The organism is Enterobacter hormaechei subsp. hoffmannii (assembly GCF_001729745.1).
In the GTDB taxonomy this organism is placed as follows: Bacteria; Pseudomonadota; Gammaproteobacteria; order Enterobacterales; family Enterobacteriaceae; genus Enterobacter; species Enterobacter intestinihominis.
This window is the reverse complement of record NZ_CP017186.1, coordinates 4,367,383-4,388,754: the sequence shown is the minus strand read 5'-3', so window position 1 is coordinate 4,388,754 and position 21,372 is coordinate 4,367,383. Positions and strand designations below refer to the sequence as shown.

Below are 21,372 nucleotides of genomic sequence, written 5' to 3'. Positions count from 1 at the left end.
GAGGCCTGCGGCATCCTTCTTATATTGTGGATGCTTTAACAATGATTAAAAAAGTATCGCTGTTGACGGCGTTTTCCGTCACGGCATTTTCGGGCTGGGCGCAGGAAAGCGCCGACTCGTTGGTGGTGACAGCAAACCGTTTCGAACAACCTGAAAAATCTGTTCTGGCTGCGACTTCTGTCGTGACGCGGGCCGATATCGACCGCTGGCAATCCACCACGGTTCTGGATGTCATGCGTCGCCTGCCTGGCGTAGATACGGCACAAAATGGCGGGATGGGGCAGCTCTCTTCTCTCTTTATACGCGGTACGAACTCCAGCCATGTCCTGATTCTCGTCGACGGGATCCGTCTTAACCAGGCGGGCGTCACGGGGTCGTCCGATCTCAGCCAGTTTCCGATCTCCCTGGTGCAGCGCATCGAATATCTTCGTGGACCGCGTTCGGCGGTGTACGGCTCGGATGCGATCGGTGGTGTAGTCAACATTATCACTACGCGTGCGAAGGATGGCACAACGCTGAATGCTGGCGTTGGGACACACGGCTTCCAGAATTATGGTGGCAGCACCCAGCAAACATTGGGTGAAAGTACGCGCGTTACGCTGGCGGGGGATTACACCTACACAAAAGGCTTTGACGTCGTTGCTGACGGTAATAACGGCGGCCTTGCCCAGACCGATCGCGACGGCTTTATGAATAAAACGCTCTACGGCGCACTGGAGCATGCTTTCTCTGAGCAATGGAGTGGTTTCGTTCGCGGCTATGGTTACAGCAACCGTACCGCCTATGACGGCTATTACAGTTCATTTACCCCTGATGTGCTGGTTGATACCCGCCAACTCTATAGCCAGACCTGGGATGCCGGATTGCGGTTTAACCGGGATGTTTTCCATTCACAGTTGCTCTCCAGCTACAGTCACAGCAAAGACTACAATTACGATCCGCACCTTGGACGCTATGACTCCACAGCAACCCTGGATGAAATCAAACAGTACAATGTTCAGTGGACCAACTCAGTTGACGTGGGACATGGCAACATCGGCGCGGGCGTTGACTGGCAGAAACAGAGCACCGAGCCGGGTACCAACTACGTAACCAACGCCTATGACCTGCGTAACACTGGCGTCTACCTGACTGGGTTGCAGCAGTTTGGAGATTTCACTCTGGAGGCGGCGGCCCGCAGCGATGACAACTCTCAGTTTGGTCGCCATGGTACCTGGCAAAGTAGCGCAGCCTGGGAGTTCGTTGACGGTTACCGCTTCATAGCCTCTTATGGCACGGCCTATAAAGCGCCGAATCTGGGTCAGCTCTATGGCTTCTACGGCAATACCCATCTTGATCCTGAAGAGAGCAAACAGTGGGAAGGGGCGTTTGAAGGCCTGACGGCAGGCGTAAGCTGGCGCGTATCCGGCTATCGTAATGACGTTGATGATCTCATCGACTTCAACAATAACCTGCAGCAATATTACAACGTCGGCAAAGCACGCATTAAAGGTGTAGAAGCGACAGCGTCGTTTGATACGGGTCCGTTGACGCATACTGTGGGCTACGACTATGTGGATGCCCGCAATGCGGCAACCAATCAACTTCTGGACCGTCGTGCTAAACAGCAGGTGAAATATCAGCTTGATACGCAGATCTATGATGTTGACTGGAGCCTGACGTATCACTATCTCGGCACGCGCTACGACACCGACTTTGGAACCTATCCGTCAGAGAAAGTTAAAATGGGCGGCGTCAGCCTGTGGGACGTCGCGGTTTCATATCCTGTCACCTCACATCTCACAGTTCGTGGTAAAATAGCCAACCTGTTCGATAAAGATTACGAGACAGTTTATGGCTACCAAACTGCAGGACGGGAATACACCTTGTCTGGCAGCTACACCTTCTGATCCGCGTCCCACCGTGCTGGTGTTTGATTCCGGCGTCGGTGGGCTTTCGGTCTATGATGAGATTCGGCAGCTCCTGCCGGATCTCCATTACATCTACGCCTTCGATAACGTCGCGTTCCCGTATGGGGAAAAGAGTGAAGACTTTATCGTTGAGCGTGTGATTGAAATCGTCACCGCGGTACAAAAGCGCTATCCCCTGGCGCTGGCGGTTATTGCCTGTAATACGGCAAGCACGGTCTCTCTTCCTGCCCTGCGCGAAAAATTCCCGTTCCCGGTTGTGGGCGTTGTCCCGGCAATCAAACCTGCGGCGCGTCTGACGGCGAACGGTATCGTGGGGTTGCTGGCGACACGCGGTACGGTAAAACGTCCTTATACGCGTGAGCTTATTGAGCGCTTTGCCAATGAATGCCAGATCGCCATGCTCGGCTCCGCGGAGCTGGTGGAAATGGCGGAAGCGAAACTGCACGGCGAGACGGTATCGCTTGAAGAGCTGCGTCGCATTCTGCGTCCATGGCTGCGGATGCAGGAACCACCGGATACGGTTGTTCTCGGCTGCACCCATTTCCCGCTATTACAGGAAGAGCTGTTAAAGGTTTTGCCTGAAGGGACCCGGCTGGTGGATTCCGGTGCTGCGATTGCGCGTCGGACGGCCTGGCTACTGGAGCACGAGGCGCCGGATGCGAAATCAGCGGATGCGAACATCGCTTTCTGTATGGCGATAACAAAAGAAACCGAACAACTTTTGCCCGTTTTACGTCGTTATGGCTTCGAAACGCTCGAAAAACTGGCGCTGTAGCACGGTATTGAGCAAAAAAGAGACGGTTGAACGTTTTTTTTCAAAGAGGGGTTGTCAACGTCTGAGAACTCCCTATAATGCGCCTCCACTGACACGGAACAACGGCTTACAAGCCGCCGGGACAGCGGGGTTCAGAGATGAACGCCAACAGAGAAAAGTAAAAATAATTGCTTGACTCTGAATGAGGAAAACGTAATATACGGGACCTCGCAACGGTGAGCGAAAGCCGCGTTGCACTGCTCTTTAACAATTTATCAGACAATCTGTGTGGGCACTCAAAGTGACATGGATTCTTAACGTCCTCGGACGAAAAATGAATACCAAGTCTCTGAGTGAACATACGTAATTCATTACGAAGTTTAATTCACGAGCATCAAACTTAAATTGAAGAGTTTGATCATGGCTCAGATTGAACGCTGGCGGCAGGCCTAACACATGCAAGTCGAACGGTAACAGGAAGCAGCTTGCTGCTTTGCTGACGAGTGGCGGACGGGTGAGTAATGTCTGGGAAACTGCCTGATGGAGGGGGATAACTACTGGAAACGGTAGCTAATACCGCATAACGTCGCAAGACCAAAGAGGGGGACCTTCGGGCCTCTTGCCATCGGATGTGCCCAGATGGGATTAGCTAGTAGGTGGGGTAACGGCTCACCTAGGCGACGATCCCTAGCTGGTCTGAGAGGATGACCAGCCACACTGGAACTGAGACACGGTCCAGACTCCTACGGGAGGCAGCAGTGGGGAATATTGCACAATGGGCGCAAGCCTGATGCAGCCATGCCGCGTGTATGAAGAAGGCCTTCGGGTTGTAAAGTACTTTCAGCGGGGAGGAAGGCGACAGGGTTAATAACCCTGTCGATTGACGTTACCCGCAGAAGAAGCACCGGCTAACTCCGTGCCAGCAGCCGCGGTAATACGGAGGGTGCAAGCGTTAATCGGAATTACTGGGCGTAAAGCGCACGCAGGCGGTCTGTCAAGTCGGATGTGAAATCCCCGGGCTCAACCTGGGAACTGCATTCGAAACTGGCAGGCTAGAGTCTTGTAGAGGGGGGTAGAATTCCAGGTGTAGCGGTGAAATGCGTAGAGATCTGGAGGAATACCGGTGGCGAAGGCGGCCCCCTGGACAAAGACTGACGCTCAGGTGCGAAAGCGTGGGGAGCAAACAGGATTAGATACCCTGGTAGTCCACGCCGTAAACGATGTCGACTTGGAGGTTGTGCCCTTGAGGCGTGGCTTCCGGAGCTAACGCGTTAAGTCGACCGCCTGGGGAGTACGGCCGCAAGGTTAAAACTCAAATGAATTGACGGGGGCCCGCACAAGCGGTGGAGCATGTGGTTTAATTCGATGCAACGCGAAGAACCTTACCTACTCTTGACATCCAGAGAACTTAGCAGAGATGCTTTGGTGCCTTCGGGAACTCTGAGACAGGTGCTGCATGGCTGTCGTCAGCTCGTGTTGTGAAATGTTGGGTTAAGTCCCGCAACGAGCGCAACCCTTATCCTTTGTTGCCAGCGGTTAGGCCGGGAACTCAAAGGAGACTGCCAGTGATAAACTGGAGGAAGGTGGGGATGACGTCAAGTCATCATGGCCCTTACGAGTAGGGCTACACACGTGCTACAATGGCGCATACAAAGAGAAGCGACCTCGCGAGAGCAAGCGGACCTCATAAAGTGCGTCGTAGTCCGGATTGGAGTCTGCAACTCGACTCCATGAAGTCGGAATCGCTAGTAATCGTGGATCAGAATGCCACGGTGAATACGTTCCCGGGCCTTGTACACACCGCCCGTCACACCATGGGAGTGGGTTGCAAAAGAAGTAGGTAGCTTAACCTTCGGGAGGGCGCTTACCACTTTGTGATTCATGACTGGGGTGAAGTCGTAACAAGGTAACCGTAGGGGAACCTGCGGTTGGATCACCTCCTTACCTTAAAGAACCTGCCTTTGCAGTGCTCACACAGATTGTCTGATGAAAAACAGCAGTAAAAAATCTCTGCAGGCTTGTAGCTCAGGTGGTTAGAGCGCACCCCTGATAAGGGTGAGGTCGGTGGTTCAAGTCCACTCAGGCCTACCAAATTTTTGCTGATGCTGCGTTGCGGCGACACTCACATACCTGAGTATGCTTCGTGTCACCACGCCTTGCCTCAACAAAAATTACCGGTAGAGAGATAACTACGATGGGGCTATAGCTCAGCTGGGAGAGCGCCTGCCTTGCACGCAGGAGGTCTGCGGTTCGATCCCGCATAGCTCCACCATCCTTTACTGCGAACACAAGAAAACTTCAGAGTGAACCTGAAAAGGTGCACTGCGAAGTTTTGCTCTTTAAAAATCTGGATCAAGCTGAAAATTGAAACGACACATCTTTAATGGTGTGTTCGAGTCTCTCAAATTTTCGCAATCAGAAGTGAAACATCTTCGGGTTGTGAGGTTAAGCGACTAAGCGTACACGGTGGATGCCCTGGCAGTCAGAGGCGATGAAGGACGTGCTAATCTGCGAAAAGCGCCGGCGAGGTGATATGAACCTTTGACCCGGCGATGTCCGAATGGGGAAACCCAGTGCAATCCGTTGCACTATCGTTAACTGAATACATAGGTTAACGAGGCGAACCGGGGGAACTGAAACATCTAAGTACCCCGAGGAAAAGAAATCAACCGAGATTCCCCCAGTAGCGGCGAGCGAACGGGGAGCAGCCCGGAGTCTGAATCAGCTTGTGTGTTAGTGGAACGGTCTGGAAAGTCCGACGGTACAGGGTGATAGTCCCGTACACGAAAGCACACATGCTGTGAACTCGAAGAGTAGGGCGGGACACGTGGTATCCTGTCTGAATATGGGGGGACCATCCTCCAAGGCTAAATACTCCTGACTGACCGATAGTGAACCAGTACCGTGAGGGAAAGGCGAAAAGAACCCCGGCGAGGGGAGTGAAAAAGAACCTGAAACCGTGTACGTACAAGCAGTGGGAGCCTCTTTATGGGGTGACTGCGTACCTTTTGTATAATGGGTCAGCGACTTATATTCTGTAGCAAGGTTAACCGTATAAGGGAGCCGAAGGGAAACCGAGTCTTAACTGGGCGTTAAGTTGCAGGGTATAGACCCGAAACCCGGTGATCTAGCCATGGGCAGGTTGAAGGTTGGGTAACACTAACTGGAGGACCGAACCGACTAATGTTGAAAAATTAGCGGATGACCTGTGGCTGGGGGTGAAAGGCCAATCAAACCGGGAGATAGCTGGTTCTCCCCGAAAGCTATTTAGGTAGCGCCTCGTGAACTCATCTTCGGGGGTAGAGCACTGTTTCGGCTAGGGGGCCATCCCGGCTTACCAACCCGATGCAAACTACGAATACCGAAGAATGTTATCACGGGAGACACACGGCGGGTGCTAACGTCCGTCGTGAAGAGGGAAACAACCCAGACCGCCAGCTAAGGTCCCAAAGTCATGGTTAAGTGGGAAACGATGTGGGAAGGCACAGACAGCCAGGATGTTGGCTTAGAAGCAGCCATCATTTAAAGAAAGCGTAATAGCTCACTGGTCGAGTCGGCCTGCGCGGAAGATGTAACGGGGCTAAACCATGCACCGAAGCTGCGGCAGCGACGCTTAGGCGTTGTTGGGTAGGGGAGCGTTCTGTAAGCCGTTGAAGGTGTCCTGTGAGGGGTGCTGGAGGTATCAGAAGTGCGAATGCTGACATAAGTAACGATAAAGCGGGTGAAAAGCCCGCTCGCCGGAAGACCAAGGGTTCCTGTCCAACGTTAATCGGGGCAGGGTGAGTCGACCCCTAAGGCGAGGCCGAAAGGCGTAGTCGATGGGAAACAGGTTAATATTCCTGTACTTGGTGTTACTGCGAAGGGGGGACGGAGAAGGCTATGTCAGCCGGGCGACGGTTGTCCCGGTTTAAGCATGTAGGCGGAGGTTCCAGGTAAATCCGGTACCTTATTAACGCTGAGGTGTGATGACGAGGCACTACGGTGCTGAAGTGATAAATGCCCTGCTTCCAGGAAAAGCCTCTAAGCATCAGGTAACACGAAATCGTACCCCAAACCGACACAGGTGGTCAGGTAGAGAATACCAAGGCGCTTGAGAGAACTCGGGTGAAGGAACTAGGCAAAATGGTGCCGTAACTTCGGGAGAAGGCACGCTGATATGTAGGTGAAGCCCCTGCGGGCGGAGCTGAAATCAGTCGAAGATACCAGCTGGCTGCAACTGTTTATTAAAAACACAGCACTGTGCAAACACGAAAGTGGACGTATACGGTGTGACGCCTGCCCGGTGCCGGAAGGTTAATTGATGGGGTTAGCGGCAACGCGAAGCTCTTGATCGAAGCCCCGGTAAACGGCGGCCGTAACTATAACGGTCCTAAGGTAGCGAAATTCCTTGTCGGGTAAGTTCCGACCTGCACGAATGGCGTAATGATGGCCAGGCTGTCTCCACCCGAGACTCAGTGAAATTGAACTCGCTGTGAAGATGCAGTGTACCCGCGGCAAGACGGAAAGACCCCGTGAACCTTTACTATAGCTTGACACTGAACACTGGTCCTTGATGTGTAGGATAGGTGGGAGGCTTTGAAGCGTGGACGCCAGTCTGCGTGGAGCCAACCTTGAAATACCACCCTTTAATGGCTGGTGTTCTAACGTAGACCCGTAATCCGGGTTGCGGACAGTGTCTGGTGGGTAGTTTGACTGGGGCGGTCTCCTCCCAAAGAGTAACGGAGGAGCACGAAGGTTGGCTAATCCTGGTCGGACATCAGGAGGTTAGTGCAATGGCATAAGCCAGCTTGACTGCGAGCGTGACGGCGCGAGCAGGTGCGAAAGCAGGTCATAGTGATCCGGTGGTTCTGAATGGAAGGGCCATCGCTCAACGGATAAAAGGTACTCCGGGGATAACAGGCTGATACCGCCCAAGAGTTCATATCGACGGCGGTGTTTGGCACCTCGATGTCGGCTCATCACATCCTGGGGCTGAAGTAGGTCCCAAGGGTATGGCTGTTCGCCATTTAAAGTGGTACGCGAGCTGGGTTTAGAACGTCGTGAGACAGTTCGGTCCCTATCTGCCGTGGGCGCTGGAGAATTGAGGGGGGCTGCTCCTAGTACGAGAGGACCGGAGTGGACGCATCACTGGTGTTCGGGTTGTCATGCCAATGGCACTGCCCGGTAGCTAAATGCGGAAGAGATAAGTGCTGAAAGCATCTAAGCACGAAACTTGCCCCGAGATGAGTTCTCCCTGAGACCTTGAGTCTCCTGAAGGAACGTTGAAGACTACGACGTTGATAGGTCGGGTGTGTAAGCGCAGCGATGCGTTGAGCTAACCGATACTAATGAACCGTGAGGCTTAACCTTACAACGCCGAAGATGTTTTGGCGAAGAGAGACAGACACGATTTTCAGCCTGATACAGATTAACAGAATTTGCCTGGCGGCTTTAGCGCGGTGGTCCCACCTGACCCCATGCCGAACTCAGAAGTGAAACGCCGTAGCGCCGATGGTAGTGTGGGGTCTCCCCATGTGAGAGTAGGGAACTGCCAGGCATCAAATTAAGTAGTAAGCCGGTGCATTAATCCGGTGGTTACAGAAGTATTCGGTGGAGCGGTAGTTCAGTCGGTTAGAATACCTGCCTGTCACGCAGGGGGTCGCGGGTTCGAGTCCCGTCCGTTCCGCCACTTATTAAGACATTAAGCCTGCCCAAAGGGCAGGCTTAATGGCAAAAAAATTTAGGGGCGTAGCTCAGTTGGTAGAGCACCGGTCTCCAAAACCGGGTGTCGCGAGTTCGAGTCTCTCCGCCCCTGCCATATAGAATCCTTTGCTTCGGCAAAGGATTTTTTTTTGCCTGTAAAACGGCTCAACACCTTCCTGAAGAATAAGCAGCCTGCGTTTCCGCAGGCTTTTGCGTTAATCCAGTATGCTGGTTTTTAACAGATCTTTTATCTGCGACTGCTTATCGCTGTTTTGCAGCCAAATGGCATACAGCGGCCTGGAGAGCGTTGTTGAATCGGTGACAACATGGAGTGCAGGTTTATTATCCGCCCAGCGAACAGGTAACCAGGTACAGCCTTTCAGTGTGGGAAGATGCTGGCATGCGATCTCCGCAGAGCTTGTCGTGAGTTGCGGGATATCATCGCTGGCAATTAACCCCGTCTCGTGCTGCTGAAAATCAGGCCCCCATTCCAGGCGTAAATAATTCAGGTCGGCCTTCATCATTGCAGGCTCGGATGCATAGAGCGCCAGGCTAAACTGTCCAACAATCTGGCTGCTAAATTCATCCATCTTGGGGGCTTCTGTGGTGATCAGCAGATCAAGCTGCCGCTCGTGGAGTTGCTTAACCAGCGACTGGCGTTGCGCAATCCTCGCCTCAAATTGCAGATGGTTGTGTGTGCGATATAGCCGCATAAGCCACTGGCTGAGCATGCATTCCCATAGTGAAGCGCTGGCACCGATCGAGAATTCATTATGCCGGGATGTGTGCGCAACCTCCTTTCGCGCTGCCTGCCAGGTATTCATCAGGGTTTCTGCATAAGGCAATAGCTTTTCACCGGCCGGGGTTAAACGAATATTGTTGCGATGGCGGGTAAAAAGGTTCACACCCAGTTGATTTTCCAGCTGTCGAATACGAAAACTGACTGCTGACTGCGTCAGGTAGAGGGCTTCAGCTGCTCGCCCAAAGTGTCGCGTTCTGCTCACTTCGAGGAAAGTTTTTAGCAATTCCGTATCCACATCTTTCTCCACAAAATTATTTGTCGTTATGATTTAAATGTTTTGTTTTACACTCTGTCAAGCGTAACTAATACTCCGCGCCATAAATAGCTCGGCCAAAGAATTAGGAGCGTGTAGGATGGCGGAAAGCTTTACGACGACTAATCGTTTTTTCGATAATAAACATTATCCGCGCGGGTTCTCTCGTCACGGCGATTTCACTATCAAAGAAGCTCAACTTCTTGAGCGCCATGGTTATGCCTTTAACGAGCTGGATCTGGGTAAGCGCGAACCGGCAACCGAAGATGAAAAACAGTTTGTCTCTGTTTGTCGTGGTGAGCGTGAGCCGCAGTCTGATGCAGAACGTGTATGGATCAAGTATATGGCTCGCATTAAGCGTCCTAAGCGTTTCCATACGCTGTCTGGCGGCAAGCCGCAGATGGAAGGTGCAGAAGACTACACCGAGTCTGACGATTAAGAAGAGAAGGGGCTACGGCCCCTTTTTTATGCCAGCATTTTTTGCAGATGCAACAGCAGCCGATCGATCGCACGGTAGCTTAATGCCTCCTGCAAATGTCGCCTCTCTATTCCGGGGCAGCCCTCCACGTCAGCGACCGTGCGCGCAACTTTCAACAAACGCTGCCACGCGCGAATGGATAGCCCAAACCGCGTCAGTGTCTCTTCCAGCCAGCCTGCATCTTCGGCGTTGAGAGAGCAAAACTGTCGGATCCCGCTGTTATCCAGCCGGGCATTCAGCCTGTTCTGACGAGCATACTGCCGCGCCTGAGCCGCAATAACCCGTTCTCGCACCACTGCTGAGCTTTCGCCTTTGATACCGGTTTGCCTCAGCAGACCGGGCGGTGGCAGGGGGATCTCGAGAGATAAATCAAAACGGTCGAGGAAGGGGCCGGACAGCTTACTCAGATAGCGCAGCGTCTGCTCCGGCGTACAGCGGTTATGGTTGCCCTGATAATGGCCCGTTGGGCTAGGGTTCATCGCGGCGACCAGCTGAAACTGCGCAGGGTAGCTTATTTTGGCGCGTGTACGAGACAGATGGATTTCGCCGGATTCAATCGGCTCCCGCAACGCATCCAGCACGCGGCGTTCAAACTCTGGCAATTCATCCAGGAACAGAATGCCGTTGTGTGCCAGTGAGATTTCACCCGGTCCGGGAATTGAGCCCCCGCCCACCATCGCGGTAAGAGACGCACTGTGGTGTGGCGAGCGGAAAGGACGGCGGCGCCACTGTTTATGCAGCGATATTGAACTGACCAGGCTAAATATCGCGGCGCTTTCCAGCGCTTCGTGATTATTGAGGGGGGGCAGCAGGCCGCTCAACCTGCTCGCCAGCATCGTTTTCCCCGTGCCTGGCGGACCTATCAGTAGCAGGTTATGCCCACCCGCGGCCGTTATTTCTAACGCCCGCTTACCCTGTTCCTGACCCATAATATCGCTGAGGTCATCGGGCGAATCTGCCACTACCTCCTCATTCTCCTGCGGCTCGGCAAGCTCGTGTCGGCCTTCCAGCCAGGCGCAAACCTCCTGCAAATGTCCCGCGACAAGACACCCCTTTTCGGCGATAAGGCTGACTTCAGAGGCATTTTCATTGGCCACAATGATTTGCCTTCCCGCGCGTATGGCTTCAAGCGCACCCGAGATTGCTCCGGGAACGCCTCTTAACGCGCCTGTAAGCGCTAATTCACCCACGAACTCGCACGAGCTTAACCCTGACGTATTGAGCTGTTCAGAAGCCGCGAGAAGCGCTATAGCAATAGGTAAATCATATCGCCCTCCCTCCTTTGGCAAATCGGCGGGCGCAAGGTTGATGGTGATCTTCTTCGCCGGAAAAGCATAACCGCTATTAATAATTGCACTGCGCACGCGATCCCTGGCCTCCTTAACGGTCGTTTCGGGTAAGCCGACCAGCGTCAGTCCGGGCAGTCCATTACTTAAATGAACCTCTACAGAAATAAGCGGTGCCTTCACGCCGATGGCCGCGCGTGTATAAACAACTGACAGTGACATAAGCCCCTCCTTGGCGGTAACTATGCCAGCATCATTTTTTCCTCTTTAGCGCTAATTCACTGAATTACGGCGCTCGTTCCAGCCTTTTAGCGCCTAAATGTAATCATTACATGTCGGTGGAATCGGCCTCGCAGAAAAGAAATCATGCGCGCCTTGCCTGATGAAACAGGACAAAAAAATGAAAAATCTTCATTTCTATTTTTTCCCTATATAAAACAACGATTTTGAAAGAAATAGTTCGCCTGCTACAGAAATGAGTCATAAAAAAATCTTGTGTCAGATGAAATATCTGTGGTAACTCTTTAGGTATTCCTTCGAACAAGATGCAAAAAGAACTGAAAATGACAGCCCTTCTACGAGTGATTAGCCTGGTCGTGATTAGCGTGGTGGTGATTATTATCCCACCGTGCGGGGCTGCACTTGGACGAGGAAAGGCTTAGAAATCAAGCCTTAACGAACTAAGACCCCCGCACCGAAAGGTCCGGGGGTTTTTTTATGACTAAAAAACTTAAATGAGGAGCAGAGAATGACGACTAGCACAAAATTCTGTTTCTCCAGATTTATGACGGGGAACTAACTATGAATGGGGCACAATGGGTAGTACATGCGTTGCGTGCGCAGGGAGTCGAAACCGTATTCGGTTATCCGGGTGGCGCAATTATGCCGATTTACGATGCACTGTATGACGGCGGCGTGGAACACCTCTTGTGCCGACACGAGCAGGGCGCAGCGATGGCCGCCATCGGTTATGCCCGTGCGACCGGTAAAACCGGCGTCTGTATGGCCACCTCCGGTCCGGGCGCAACGAACCTGATCACCGGCCTGGCTGACGCGCTGCTCGATTCCGTACCCGTGGTGGCGATCACCGGCCAGGTGGCCTCTCCGTTCATCGGCACCGATGCTTTCCAGGAAGTGGATGTGCTCGGTTTATCGCTTGCCTGCACCAAACACAGCTTCCTCGTTCAGTCTCTCGAAGAGCTGCCGCGCGTGATGGCCGAAGCGTTCGAGGTTGCCAGCTCTGGCCGTCCTGGCCCGGTTCTGGTAGATATCCCGAAAGATATTCAGGTTGCACTCGGCGATCTGGAACCGCACTTCTCCACCGTTGAAAGCGACAACGTGTTTCCCCATACGGAGGTTGAAGAGGCTCGCCAGATGCTGGCGCAGGCGAAACAGCCGATGCTGTATGTAGGCGGCGGCGTGGGCATGGCGCAGGCCGTTCCTGCCCTGCGCGAATTTATCGCAGTAACGCAAATGCCCGCCACCTGCACGCTGAAAGGATTGGGCGCGGTCGACGCGGACTATCCATACTATTTGGGCATGTTAGGGATGCACGGCACCAAAGCGGCAAACCTGGCAGTGCAGGAGTGTGACCTGCTCATCGCCGTCGGCGCCCGTTTTGACGACCGCGTCACCGGCAAGCTGAACACCTTTGCGCCGAACGCCAAAGTGATCCATATGGACATCGACCCGGCGGAGATGAACAAACTGCGTCAGGCGCATGTCGCGTTGCAGGGCGATCTCAACGCGCTTTTACCGGCGCTGGAGCAGCCGCTGGATATCAACCCATGGCGTCAGCACACCGCCGATATGCGCGCTGAACACGCCTGGCGTTACGACCACCCCGGCGAGGCCATCTATGCGCCGCTATTGTTGAAACAGTTGTCCGACCGCAAACCCGCAGACAGCGTGGTGACGACGGATGTCGGCCAGCATCAGATGTGGTCAGCCCAGCACATGACCTACACCCGCCCGGAGAACTTCATCACCTCGAGCGGCTTAGGCACGATGGGCTTCGGCCTGCCCGCTGCCGTGGGCGCACAGGTTGCCCGCCCGAACGATACCGTTATCTGTATCTCCGGTGACGGCTCCTTCATGATGAACGTCCAGGAGCTCGGCACCGTGAAGCGTAAGCAGTTACCGCTGAAGATCGTTTTGCTCGATAACCAGCGTTTAGGCATGGTTCGCCAGTGGCAGCAGCTGTTCTTCCAGGAGCGTTACAGCGAAACGACCCTGACCGACAACCCCGATTTCCTCACCCTGGCCAGCGCCTTCGGCATTCCTGGCCAGCACATCACCCGTAAAGACCAGGTTGAAGCGGCACTCGACACCATGCTGTCAAGCGAAGGGCCATACCTGCTTCATGTCTCAATCGACGAGCTTGAGAACGTCTGGCCGTTGGTACCGCCCGGTGCCAGTAACTCACAAATGCTGGAGAAATTATCATGATGCATCATCAGGTTGCCGTGCAGGCTCGCTTCAACCCGGAAACGTTAGAACGCGTATTGCGTGTGGTGCGTCATCGTGGTTTTCAGATTTGCTCTATGAATATGGAAACGGCCACGGATGCACAAAATATCAGTATCGAATTAACCGTTGCCAGCCCGCGGCCGGTCGACTTACTGTTTAGTCAGTTATCAAAACTGGTAGACGTTGCCCATGTTGCCATCTGCCAGAGCACAACCACATCACAACAAATCCGCGCTTAAGCGTGACAGGACGAAAAAAATGACGACAAAAAAAGCTGATTACATTTGGTTCAATGGTGAGATGGTTCGCTGGGAAGACGCGAAAGTTCACGTGATGTCCCACGCGCTGCACTACGGCACCTCCGTGTTTGAAGGCATCCGTTGCTACGATTCTCACAAAGGACCAGTGGTGTTCCGCCATCGCGAACACATGCAGCGTCTGCATGACTCAGCCAAAATTTATCGTTTCCCGGTCTCCCAAAGCGTTGATGAGCTGATGGAAGCCTGCCGCGAGGTGATCCGCCAGAACAAACTGACCAGTGCCTATATTCGTCCGCTGGTCTTCGTGGGTGATGTCGGCATGGGTGTCAATCCGCCCGCTGGCTATAACACCGATGTGATCATTGCTGCGTTCCCGTGGGGCGCCTACCTGGGCGCGGAAGCACTGGATCAGGGGATCGACGCAATGGTTTCTTCCTGGAACCGCGTGGCACCAAACACTATCCCGACCGCGGCTAAAGCGGGCGGTAACTACCTCTCCTCACTGCTGGTTGGCAGCGAAGCGCGCCGTCACGGCTATCAGGAAGGTATCGCGCTCGATGTAAATGGCTACATCTCCGAAGGTGCGGGCGAAAACCTGTTTGAAGTGAAAGACGGCATTCTGTTCACCCCGCCGTTCACCTCGTCCGCGCTGCCGGGCATCACCCGCGACGCCATCATCAAGCTGGCAAAAGATCTGGGTATCGAAGTACGCGAGCAGGTGCTGTCCCGCGAATCCCTGTACCTGGCTGACGAAGTGTTCATGTCCGGTACCGCGGCTGAAATTACACCGGTGCGTAGCGTCGACGGCATTCAGGTGGGCGAAGGCCGCTGTGGTCCGGTCACCAAACGCATTCAGCAAGCCTTCTTCGGCCTGTTCACCGGCGAAACAGAAGACAAATACGGCTGGTTGGATCAGGTTAATCACTAAATATAAATTTGGGACGGCACGCACCGTCCCATTTAATAGTCAGACGGGAGTAAATAAAGCATGCCTAAGTATCGTTCAGCCACCACCACCCACGGCCGTAATATGGCGGGTGCCCGCGCACTGTGGCGCGCCACCGGAATGACCGACGCCGATTTCGGCAAGCCAATTATCGCCGTGGTGAACTCCTTCACCCAGTTTGTGCCGGGCCACGTGCACCTGCGCGATCTCGGTAAGCTGGTTGCCGAGCAAATCGAAGCCTCCGGCGGCGTGGCGAAAGAGTTCAACACCATTGCGGTGGATGACGGTATCGCAATGGGCCACGGGGGGATGCTCTATTCACTGCCGTCGCGCGAGCTGATCGCCGACTCGGTGGAGTACATGGTTAACGCCCACTGCGCCGATGCGATGGTCTGTATCTCCAACTGCGACAAAATCACCCCGGGGATGCTGATGGCCTCCCTGCGCCTGAACATTCCGGTGATCTTCGTTTCCGGCGGCCCGATGGAAGCGGGTAAAACCAAGCTTTCCGACAAAATCATCAAGCTCGACCTGGTCGATGCGATGATCCAGGGCGCGGACCCGAAAGTCTCTGACGAGCAGAGCGACCAGGTGGAACGCTCCGCGTGTCCGACCTGCGGCTCCTGTTCCGGGATGTTCACCGCCAACTCCATGAACTGCCTGACCGAAGCGCTGGGCCTTTCTCAGCCGGGTAACGGCTCGCTGCTGGCGACCCACGCCGACCGTAAGCAGCTGTTCCTTAACGCGGGCAAGCGCATCGTTGAGCTGACCAAACGCTACTACGAGCAGGACGATGCCAGCGCGCTGCCGCGCAACATCGCCAGTAAAGCGGCGTTCGAAAACGCCATGACGCTGGATATCGCCATGGGCGGTTCCACCAACACCGTTCTGCACCTGCTGGCCGCCGCGCAGGAAGCCGAAATCGACTTCACCATGAGCGACATCGACAAGCTCTCCCGCAAAGTGCCGCAGCTGTGTAAAGTCGCGCCGAGTACCCAGAAGTACCATATGGAAGACGTGCATCGTGCTGGTGGTGTCATCGGTATTCTCGGCGAGCTGGATCGCGCAGGGCTGCTGAACCGCAACGTGAAAAATGTGCTCGGCCTGACGCTGCCGGAGTCGCTGGACCAGTACGACGTGATGCTGACCAAAGACGACGCGGTGAAAAAGATGTTCCGCGCCGGTCCGGCAGGTATTCGCACCACGCAGGCGTTCTCGCAGGATTGCCGCTGGGACACGCTGGATGACGATCGCGCCGAAGGCTGCATCCGCTCGCTGGAACATGCCTACAGCAAAGACGGCGGTCTGGCCGTGCTGTACGGTAACTTTGCGGAAAACGGCTGCATCGTGAAAACCGCAGGCGTGGACGACAGCATTCTCAAATTCACCGGTCCGGCAAAAGTGTATGAAAGTCAGGACGAGGCGGTAGACGCTATCCTCGGTGGCAAAGTGGTGGAAGGCGACGTGGTGGTCATTCGCTACGAAGGGCCGAAAGGCGGTCCGGGCATGCAGGAGATGCTCTACCCGACTACCTTCCTGAAATCGATGGGCCTCGGCAAAGCCTGCGCGCTGATCACCGACGGTCGTTTCTCTGGCGGCACGTCAGGCCTCTCCATTGGCCACGTCTCCCCGGAAGCGGCAAGCGGCGGCAATATCGCGATCATCGAAGATGGCGACCTGATCGAAATCGACATTCCGAACCGCGGCATTCAGCTGAAGCTGAGTGACCAGGAGATTGCGGCCCGTCGTGAAGCGCAGGAAGCCCGCGGCGACAAAGCCTGGACGCCGAAAGACCGCCAGCGCGAAGTCTCATTCGCCCTGCGCGCTTACGCGAGTCTTGCCACCAGTGCAGATAAAGGCGCGGTGCGCGATAAATCTAAACTTGGGGGCTAATGATGGCCGAGTCACAACCCTTATCCGCCGCCCCCGAGGGGGCGGAATACCTGAGAGCGGTGCTGCGCGCGCCGGTCTATGAAGCCGTGCAGGTCACGCCCCTGCAAAAAATGGACAAACTCTCCTCGCGCCTCGACAACGTCATTCTGGTGAAGCGCGAAGACAGGCAGCCGGTGCACAGCTTCAAGCTGCGCGGCGCCTACGCGATGATGGCCGGGCTGACGGATGAGCAGAAAGCGCGCGGCGTCATTACCGCGTCGGCGGGCAACCACGCGCAGGGCGTAGCGTTCTCCGCGGCCCGTTTAGGGCTGAAAGCGCTGATCGTGATGCCGGTTGCCACGGCGGATATCAAAGTCGACGCGGTGCGCGGTTTTGGCGGGGAAGTGCTGCTCCACGGCGCGAATTTTGACGAAGCGAAAGCCAAAGCGATTGAGCTGGCGCAGCAGCAGGGTTTCACCTGGGTCCCGCCGTTCGATCACCCGATGGTGATTGCCGGGCAGGGTACGCTGGCGCTGGAACTGTTGCAGCAGGATGCCCATCTCGACCGCGTTTTCGTCCCGGTGGGCGGCGGTGGCTTAGCCGCTGGTGTGGCGGTGCTGATCAAACAGCTAATGCCGCAGATCAAAGTGATTGCGGTTGAAGCGGAAGACTCCGCTTGCCTGAAGGCGGCGCTGGACGCCGGACATCCGGTGGATCTGCCGCGCGTCGGGCTGTTCGCCGAGGGCGTGGCGGTGAAGCGCATTGGCGATGAAACGTTCCGTCTGTGCCAGGAGTATCTCGACGATATCGTCACCGTCGACAGCGACGCTATCTGCGCGGCGATGAAAGATCTCTTCGAGGATGTGCGTGCGGTGGCGGAACCGTCCGGCGCGCTGGCGCTGGCGGGGATGAAGAAATACATCGCCCAGCACAACATTCGCGGCGAGCGTCTGGCGCACGTGCTTTCCGGCGCCAATGTGAACTTCCACGGCCTGCGCTACGTGTCCGAACGCTGTGAGCTGGGCGAGCAGCGTGAAGCCCTGCTGGCGGTGACCATTCCGGAAGAGAAGGGCAGCTTCCTGAAGTTTTGCCAGCTGCTGGGCGGCCGTTCGGTAACGGAGTTCAACTACCGCTTTGCCGATGCCAAAGATGCGTGCATATTTGTCGGCGTGCGTCTGAGCCGTGGCGTGGAGGAGCGCAAAGAGATCCTCAGCCTGCTGCATGACGGTGGCTACAGCGTGGTCGATCTCTCCGACGACGAAATGGCGAAGCTGCACGTGCGTTACATGGTCGGCGGCCGTCCATCCAAGCCGCTCAAGGAACGCCTGTTCAGCTTCGAGTTCCCGGAATCGCCGGGCGCGTTGCTCAAGTTCCTGCACACGCTGGGCACCCACTGGAACATTTCTCTGTTCCACTACCGCAGCCACGGCACCGACTACGGCCGCGTGCTGGCGGCGTTCGAGCTGGGCGAGCACGAGCCGGATTTCGAAACGCGCCTGAACGAGCTGGGCTATGAGTGCCATGACGAAACCCACAACCCGGCGTTCCGCTTCTTCCTCGCGGGCTAAGGGTTGAGCTGCGTGTAGGCCGGGTAAGCGCAGCGCCACCCGGCTTTAGTGGTTCGGCAATATCTTCCAGAACGCATCAATAAGCGGCTCATGCAGCCGCTTTTTTTGTGCGCACACGCCAAGCTCGAACGGCGTTTTTTCGTCGCTGCGTTCTAAAATCATCACGCGATTGCGCACTGGCTCCGGGCTGTTTTCCAGCACCACTTCTGGCAGCAGCGCCACGCCGCAGCCGAGCGCCACCATCGACACCATCGCCTCATGGCCGCCGACCGTGGCGTAAATCGACGGGTTGCTGATTTTCTGGCGGCGGAACCACAGCTCAATGCGGCGGCGCACCGGCCCCTGATCGGCCATGATAAACGGCACCGTCGACCAGTCCGGTTTCTCCACCGAGACCTGGTTGCGCACAGGGCAGGGCAGCGCCGGGGCAATCAGTACTACCGCCAGATTCTCCAGCATTGAGAACGCTACCGCGCCCGGCAGGGTTTCCGGCTTCCCGGCAATCGCGAGATCCGCTTCGCCCGTGACCACTTTTTCCATCGCGTCGGCGGCATCGCCGGTGGTGAGCTTAATTTCAACCGACGGATGTTCCGCGCGGAAGCGGTCGAGAATGGGGGGAAGATGGCTGTAGGCGGCGGTCACGGAGCAGAAAATATGCAGCTCGCCGGAAAGCGACGGCCCCTGCTGGTCGATGGTGTGCCGCAGCTGCTGGTACTGCAACAAGGTTTGCTGGGCAAAGATGCGCAGCTCTTCACCGGCTTCCGTGAGGGTGACGGTGCGGTTATCGCGCACGAACAGCGGCTGGCCGAGGTCTTCCTCAAGGCGCTGGATCTGGCGCGACAGCGTGGAAGGGCTGACGTGCATCGCCCGGGCGCTGCGGCCAAAGTGACGGCTTTCCGCCAGATGCAGGAACATTTTCAGATCGCGTAAATCCACCGATTCCACTCCCTCTTTTTACATTGCATAAATTGCAATGTGACGTTGTGAATATATCAATTTCCGCAATAAATTTCCTGTTGTAATGTGGGTACATTCTCGCTGAAACGCGAACCGAACAATAAGACACACAACATCACGAGGTATCACCCATGGCTAACTACTTTAATACACTGAATCTGCGCCAGCAGCTGGCGCAGCTGGGCAAATGCCGCTTCATGGCGCGCGATGAATTTGCCGATGGCGCGAGCTACCTTCAGGGTAAAAAAGTGGTCATTGTTGGCTGTGGCGCACAGGGTCTGAACCAGGGTCTGAACATGCGCGACTCCGGGCTGGATATCTCCTACGCCCTGCGCAAAGAAGCGATTGCTGAAAAGCGCGCTTCCTGGCGTAAAGCGACCGAAAACGGCTTCAAAGTAGGTACCTACGAAGAGCTGATCCCGCAGGCGGACCTGGTGGTTAACCTGACGCCAGACAAGCAACACTCAGACGTTGTGCGTTCCGTACAGCCGCTGATGAAAGACGGCGCTGCGCTGGGTTACTCCCACGGCTTCAACATCGTTGAAGTGGGCGAGCAGATCCGTAAAGACATCACCGTAGTGATGGTGGCACCGAAGTGCCCGGGCACCGAAGTGCGCGAAGAGTACAAACGTGGTTTCGGCGTACCGACGCTGATCGCCGTTCACCCGGAAAACGATCCGAAAGGCGAAGGCATGGCGATTGCCAAAGCCTGGGCAGCGGCCACCGGCGGCCATCGTGCGGGCGTACTGGAATCTTCCTTCGTTGCGGAAGTGAAATCTGACCTGATGGGCGAGCAGACCATTCTGTGCGGCATGCTCCAGGCGGGTTCTCTGCTGTGCTTCGACAAGCTGGTGGAAGAGGGCACCGACCCGGCATACGCGGAAAAACTGATTCAGTTCGGCTGGGAAACCATCACCGAAGCGCTGAAGCAGGGCGGCATTACGCTGATGATGGACCGTCTGTCCAATCCGGCAAAACTGCGCGCGTTCGCACTCTCTGAACAGCTGAAAACCATCATGGCACCGCTGTTCCAGAAACACATGGACGACATCATCTCCGGCGAGTTCTCTTCCGGCATGATGGCGGACTGGGCGAATGACGATAAGAAACTGCTGACCTGGCGCGAAGAGACCGGTAAAACCGCGTTCGAAACGGCACCACAGTTCGAGGGTAAAATCAGCGAGCAGGAGTACTTCGATAAAGGCGTACTGATGATCGCGATGGTGAAAGCGGGCGTTGAGCTGGCGTTCGAAACCATGGTGGATTCCGGCATCATTGAAGAATCTGCGTACTATGAATCGCTGCACGAGCTGCCGCTGATCGCAAACACCATCGCCCGTAAGCGTCTGTATGAGATGAACGTGGTGATCTCCGATACCGCCGAGTACGGTAACTATCTGTTCTCTTACGCCTGCGTACCGCTGCTGAAAGAGTTCATGACTACCCTGCAAGCAGGCGATCTGGGTAAAGCGATTGCGGAAGGTGCGGTTGATAACGCGCAGCTTCGTGACGTTAATGAAGCGATTCGCAGTCACGAAATCGAGAAAGTGGGCCAGAAACTTCGTGGCTACATGACCGATATGAAACGTATCGCAGTAGCAGACTAAAAAGACAATCGGGTGGCGCAAGCCACCCGAACTGTTTTAGCTACGCAGTATCGCGCCGGGATAACCCAGCTGGCGCCACGCCTCATACACCACCACCGACACCGCATTCGACAGGTTCATGCTGCGGCTGTCCGGCATCATCGGAATACGAATTTTTTGCTCAGCGGGCAGGGCATCCAGAATGGTGGCCGGCAGGCCGCGGGTTTCCGGACCAAACATCAGATAATCTCCGTCCTGATAGCTTACGGCGCTATGCGCTGGCGTGCCTTTGGTGGTCAGGGCGAACATGCGCTGCGGCTTCTCTGCGTCCAGAAACGCGGCGTAATCGTGATGACGAACGACGGCAGTAAACTCATGGTAGTCCAGCCCCGCGCGGCGCAGACGTTTGTCGTCCCACGTAAAGCCCATCGGCTCAATGATGTGCAGACGAAAACCGGTGTTGGCGCACAGGCGGATGATATTGCCGGTATTGGGTGGGATTTCTGGTTCGAATAAGACGATGTTAAGCATGCTGCCCCCTTAATTGCG

At 55.4% G+C, this 21,372-nt stretch carries 15 protein-coding genes, 4 tRNA genes and 3 rRNA genes; 18 read left to right on the top strand and 4 right to left on the bottom strand.

The features are described 5' to 3' along the window. Positions 1-41: 41 nt before the first annotated feature. The 9 genes from btuB to BFV65_RS20685 all read left to right on the top strand — a co-directional run bounded on the left by btuB (position 42) and on the right by BFV65_RS20685 (position 8,461). Positions 42-1,889 (top strand): TonB-dependent vitamin B12 receptor BtuB, encoded by a 1,848-nt coding sequence (gene btuB, locus BFV65_RS20730; protein ID WP_032626966.1) that lies wholly within the window; start codon positions 42-44, stop codon positions 1,887-1,889. Further along, positions 1,834-2,685, top strand: a complete 852-nt coding sequence (gene murI / locus BFV65_RS20725; protein ID WP_023298885.1) for a glutamate racemase — start codon at positions 1,834-1,836, stop codon at positions 2,683-2,685. The genes btuB and murI overlap by 56 nt, the downstream gene beginning before the upstream one ends. A 381-nt stretch (positions 2,686-3,066) precedes the next feature. Beyond that, positions 3,067-4,608: ribosomal RNA gene (locus BFV65_RS20715) — 16S ribosomal RNA — on the top strand. Between the two features lie 70 nt (positions 4,609-4,678). Next, positions 4,679-4,755, top strand: a tRNA-Ile gene (locus BFV65_RS20710). A gap of 105 nt (positions 4,756-4,860) precedes the next feature. Beyond that, positions 4,861-4,936: transfer RNA gene (locus BFV65_RS20705), tRNA-Ala, on the top strand. A gap of 171 nt (positions 4,937-5,107) precedes the next feature. Then, positions 5,108-8,013: ribosomal RNA gene (locus tag BFV65_RS20700) — 23S ribosomal RNA — on the top strand. Between the two features lie 71 nt (positions 8,014-8,084). Continuing rightward, positions 8,085-8,200, top strand: a 5S ribosomal RNA gene (gene rrf / locus BFV65_RS20695). Together the 16S, 23S and 5S rRNA genes with 4 tRNA genes alongside form the textbook arrangement of a ribosomal RNA operon. 55 nt (positions 8,201-8,255) lie before the next feature. Next, positions 8,256-8,332: transfer RNA gene (locus BFV65_RS20690), tRNA-Asp, on the top strand. 53 nt (positions 8,333-8,385) lie between these two features. Then, positions 8,386-8,461 (top strand) — tRNA-Trp (locus BFV65_RS20685). 100 nt (positions 8,462-8,561) lie between these two features. On the opposite strand, the gene hdfR is transcribed toward BFV65_RS20685, so the two are convergent. Then, positions 8,562-9,383: an HTH-type transcriptional regulator HdfR gene (gene hdfR / locus BFV65_RS20680; RefSeq protein ID WP_022649779.1), complete on the bottom strand. Its 822-nt coding sequence runs from the start codon at positions 9,381-9,383 to the stop codon at positions 8,562-8,564. A 118-nt stretch (positions 9,384-9,501) separates the two neighbouring features. On the opposite strand from hdfR, the gene BFV65_RS20675 reads away from it, so the two are divergent. Further along, entirely contained in the window at positions 9,502-9,840 is a 339-nt protein-coding gene (locus BFV65_RS20675) for a MaoP family protein (protein WP_006808641.1), read from the top strand. A gap of 26 nt (positions 9,841-9,866) precedes the next feature. On the opposite strand, the gene BFV65_RS20670 is transcribed toward BFV65_RS20675, so the two are convergent. Beyond that, positions 9,867-11,387: a YifB family Mg chelatase-like AAA ATPase gene (locus tag BFV65_RS20670; RefSeq protein ID WP_045308985.1), complete on the bottom strand. Its 1,521-nt coding sequence runs from the start codon at positions 11,385-11,387 to the stop codon at positions 9,867-9,869. Between the two features lie 341 nt (positions 11,388-11,728). Here BFV65_RS20670 and ilvL point away from each other — a divergent pair, with 341 nt between their 5' ends. The 7 genes from ilvL to ilvA all read left to right on the top strand — a co-directional run bounded on the left by ilvL (position 11,729) and on the right by ilvA (position 18,280). After that, positions 11,729-11,827 (top strand): ilv operon leader peptide, encoded by a 99-nt coding sequence (ilvL, locus tag BFV65_RS22715; protein WP_001311244.1) that lies wholly within the window; start codon positions 11,729-11,731, stop codon positions 11,825-11,827. An 86-nt stretch (positions 11,828-11,913) separates the two neighbouring features. Beyond that, on the top strand, positions 11,914-11,964 hold the full coding sequence (ilvX, locus tag BFV65_RS23335) for a peptide IlvX (protein ID WP_166792073.1): 51 nt from the start codon (positions 11,914-11,916) through the stop codon (positions 11,962-11,964). Between the two features lie 2 nt (positions 11,965-11,966). After that, positions 11,967-13,613, top strand: a complete 1,647-nt coding sequence (gene ilvG, locus BFV65_RS20665) for an acetolactate synthase 2 catalytic subunit (protein WP_045308986.1) — start codon at positions 11,967-11,969, stop codon at positions 13,611-13,613. Further along, the gene (ilvM, locus tag BFV65_RS20660) at positions 13,610-13,873 is read left to right on the top strand and encodes an acetolactate synthase 2 small subunit (protein ID WP_041911813.1); all 264 of its coding nucleotides are present in this window, start codon (positions 13,610-13,612) and stop codon (positions 13,871-13,873) included. Before ilvG ends, ilvM begins: the two co-directional genes overlap by 4 nt. 19 nt (positions 13,874-13,892) lie before the next feature. Continuing rightward, positions 13,893-14,822: a branched-chain-amino-acid transaminase gene (gene ilvE, locus BFV65_RS20655; protein ID WP_003860182.1), complete on the top strand. Its 930-nt coding sequence runs from the start codon at positions 13,893-13,895 to the stop codon at positions 14,820-14,822. A gap of 60 nt (positions 14,823-14,882) precedes the next feature. Beyond that, positions 14,883-16,733 carry a dihydroxy-acid dehydratase gene (gene ilvD / locus BFV65_RS20650; RefSeq protein ID WP_022649775.1) on the top strand — a complete coding sequence of 617 codons (1,851 nt, stop codon included), beginning with the start codon at positions 14,883-14,885 and terminating at the stop codon, positions 16,731-16,733. A 2-nt stretch (positions 16,734-16,735) separates the two neighbouring features. Then, complete coding sequence (gene ilvA, locus BFV65_RS20645; RefSeq protein ID WP_100148853.1) at positions 16,736-18,280, top strand: threonine ammonia-lyase, biosynthetic; 1,545 nt, start codon at positions 16,736-16,738, stop codon at positions 18,278-18,280. 45 nt (positions 18,281-18,325) lie between these two features. On the opposite strand, the gene ilvY is transcribed toward ilvA, so the two are convergent. Continuing rightward, on the bottom strand, positions 18,326-19,216 hold the full coding sequence (gene ilvY / locus BFV65_RS20640) for an HTH-type transcriptional activator IlvY (RefSeq protein ID WP_017382574.1): 891 nt from the start codon (positions 19,214-19,216) through the stop codon (positions 18,326-18,328). Positions 19,217-19,368: 152 nt separating this feature from the next. Here ilvY and ilvC point away from each other — a divergent pair, with 152 nt between their 5' ends. Next, positions 19,369-20,844 (top strand): ketol-acid reductoisomerase, encoded by a 1,476-nt coding sequence (gene ilvC, locus BFV65_RS20635; RefSeq protein ID WP_022649773.1) that lies wholly within the window; start codon positions 19,369-19,371, stop codon positions 20,842-20,844. Positions 20,845-20,880: 36 nt separating this feature from the next. Here the strand turns inward: ilvC and trmL are convergent, their stop codons facing one another. Further along, positions 20,881-21,354, bottom strand: a complete 474-nt coding sequence (gene trmL, locus BFV65_RS20630) for a tRNA (uridine(34)/cytosine(34)/5-carboxymethylaminomethyluridine(34)-2'-O)-methyltransferase TrmL (protein WP_022649772.1) — start codon at positions 21,352-21,354, stop codon at positions 20,881-20,883. Between the last annotated feature and the right edge of the window lie 18 nt (positions 21,355-21,372).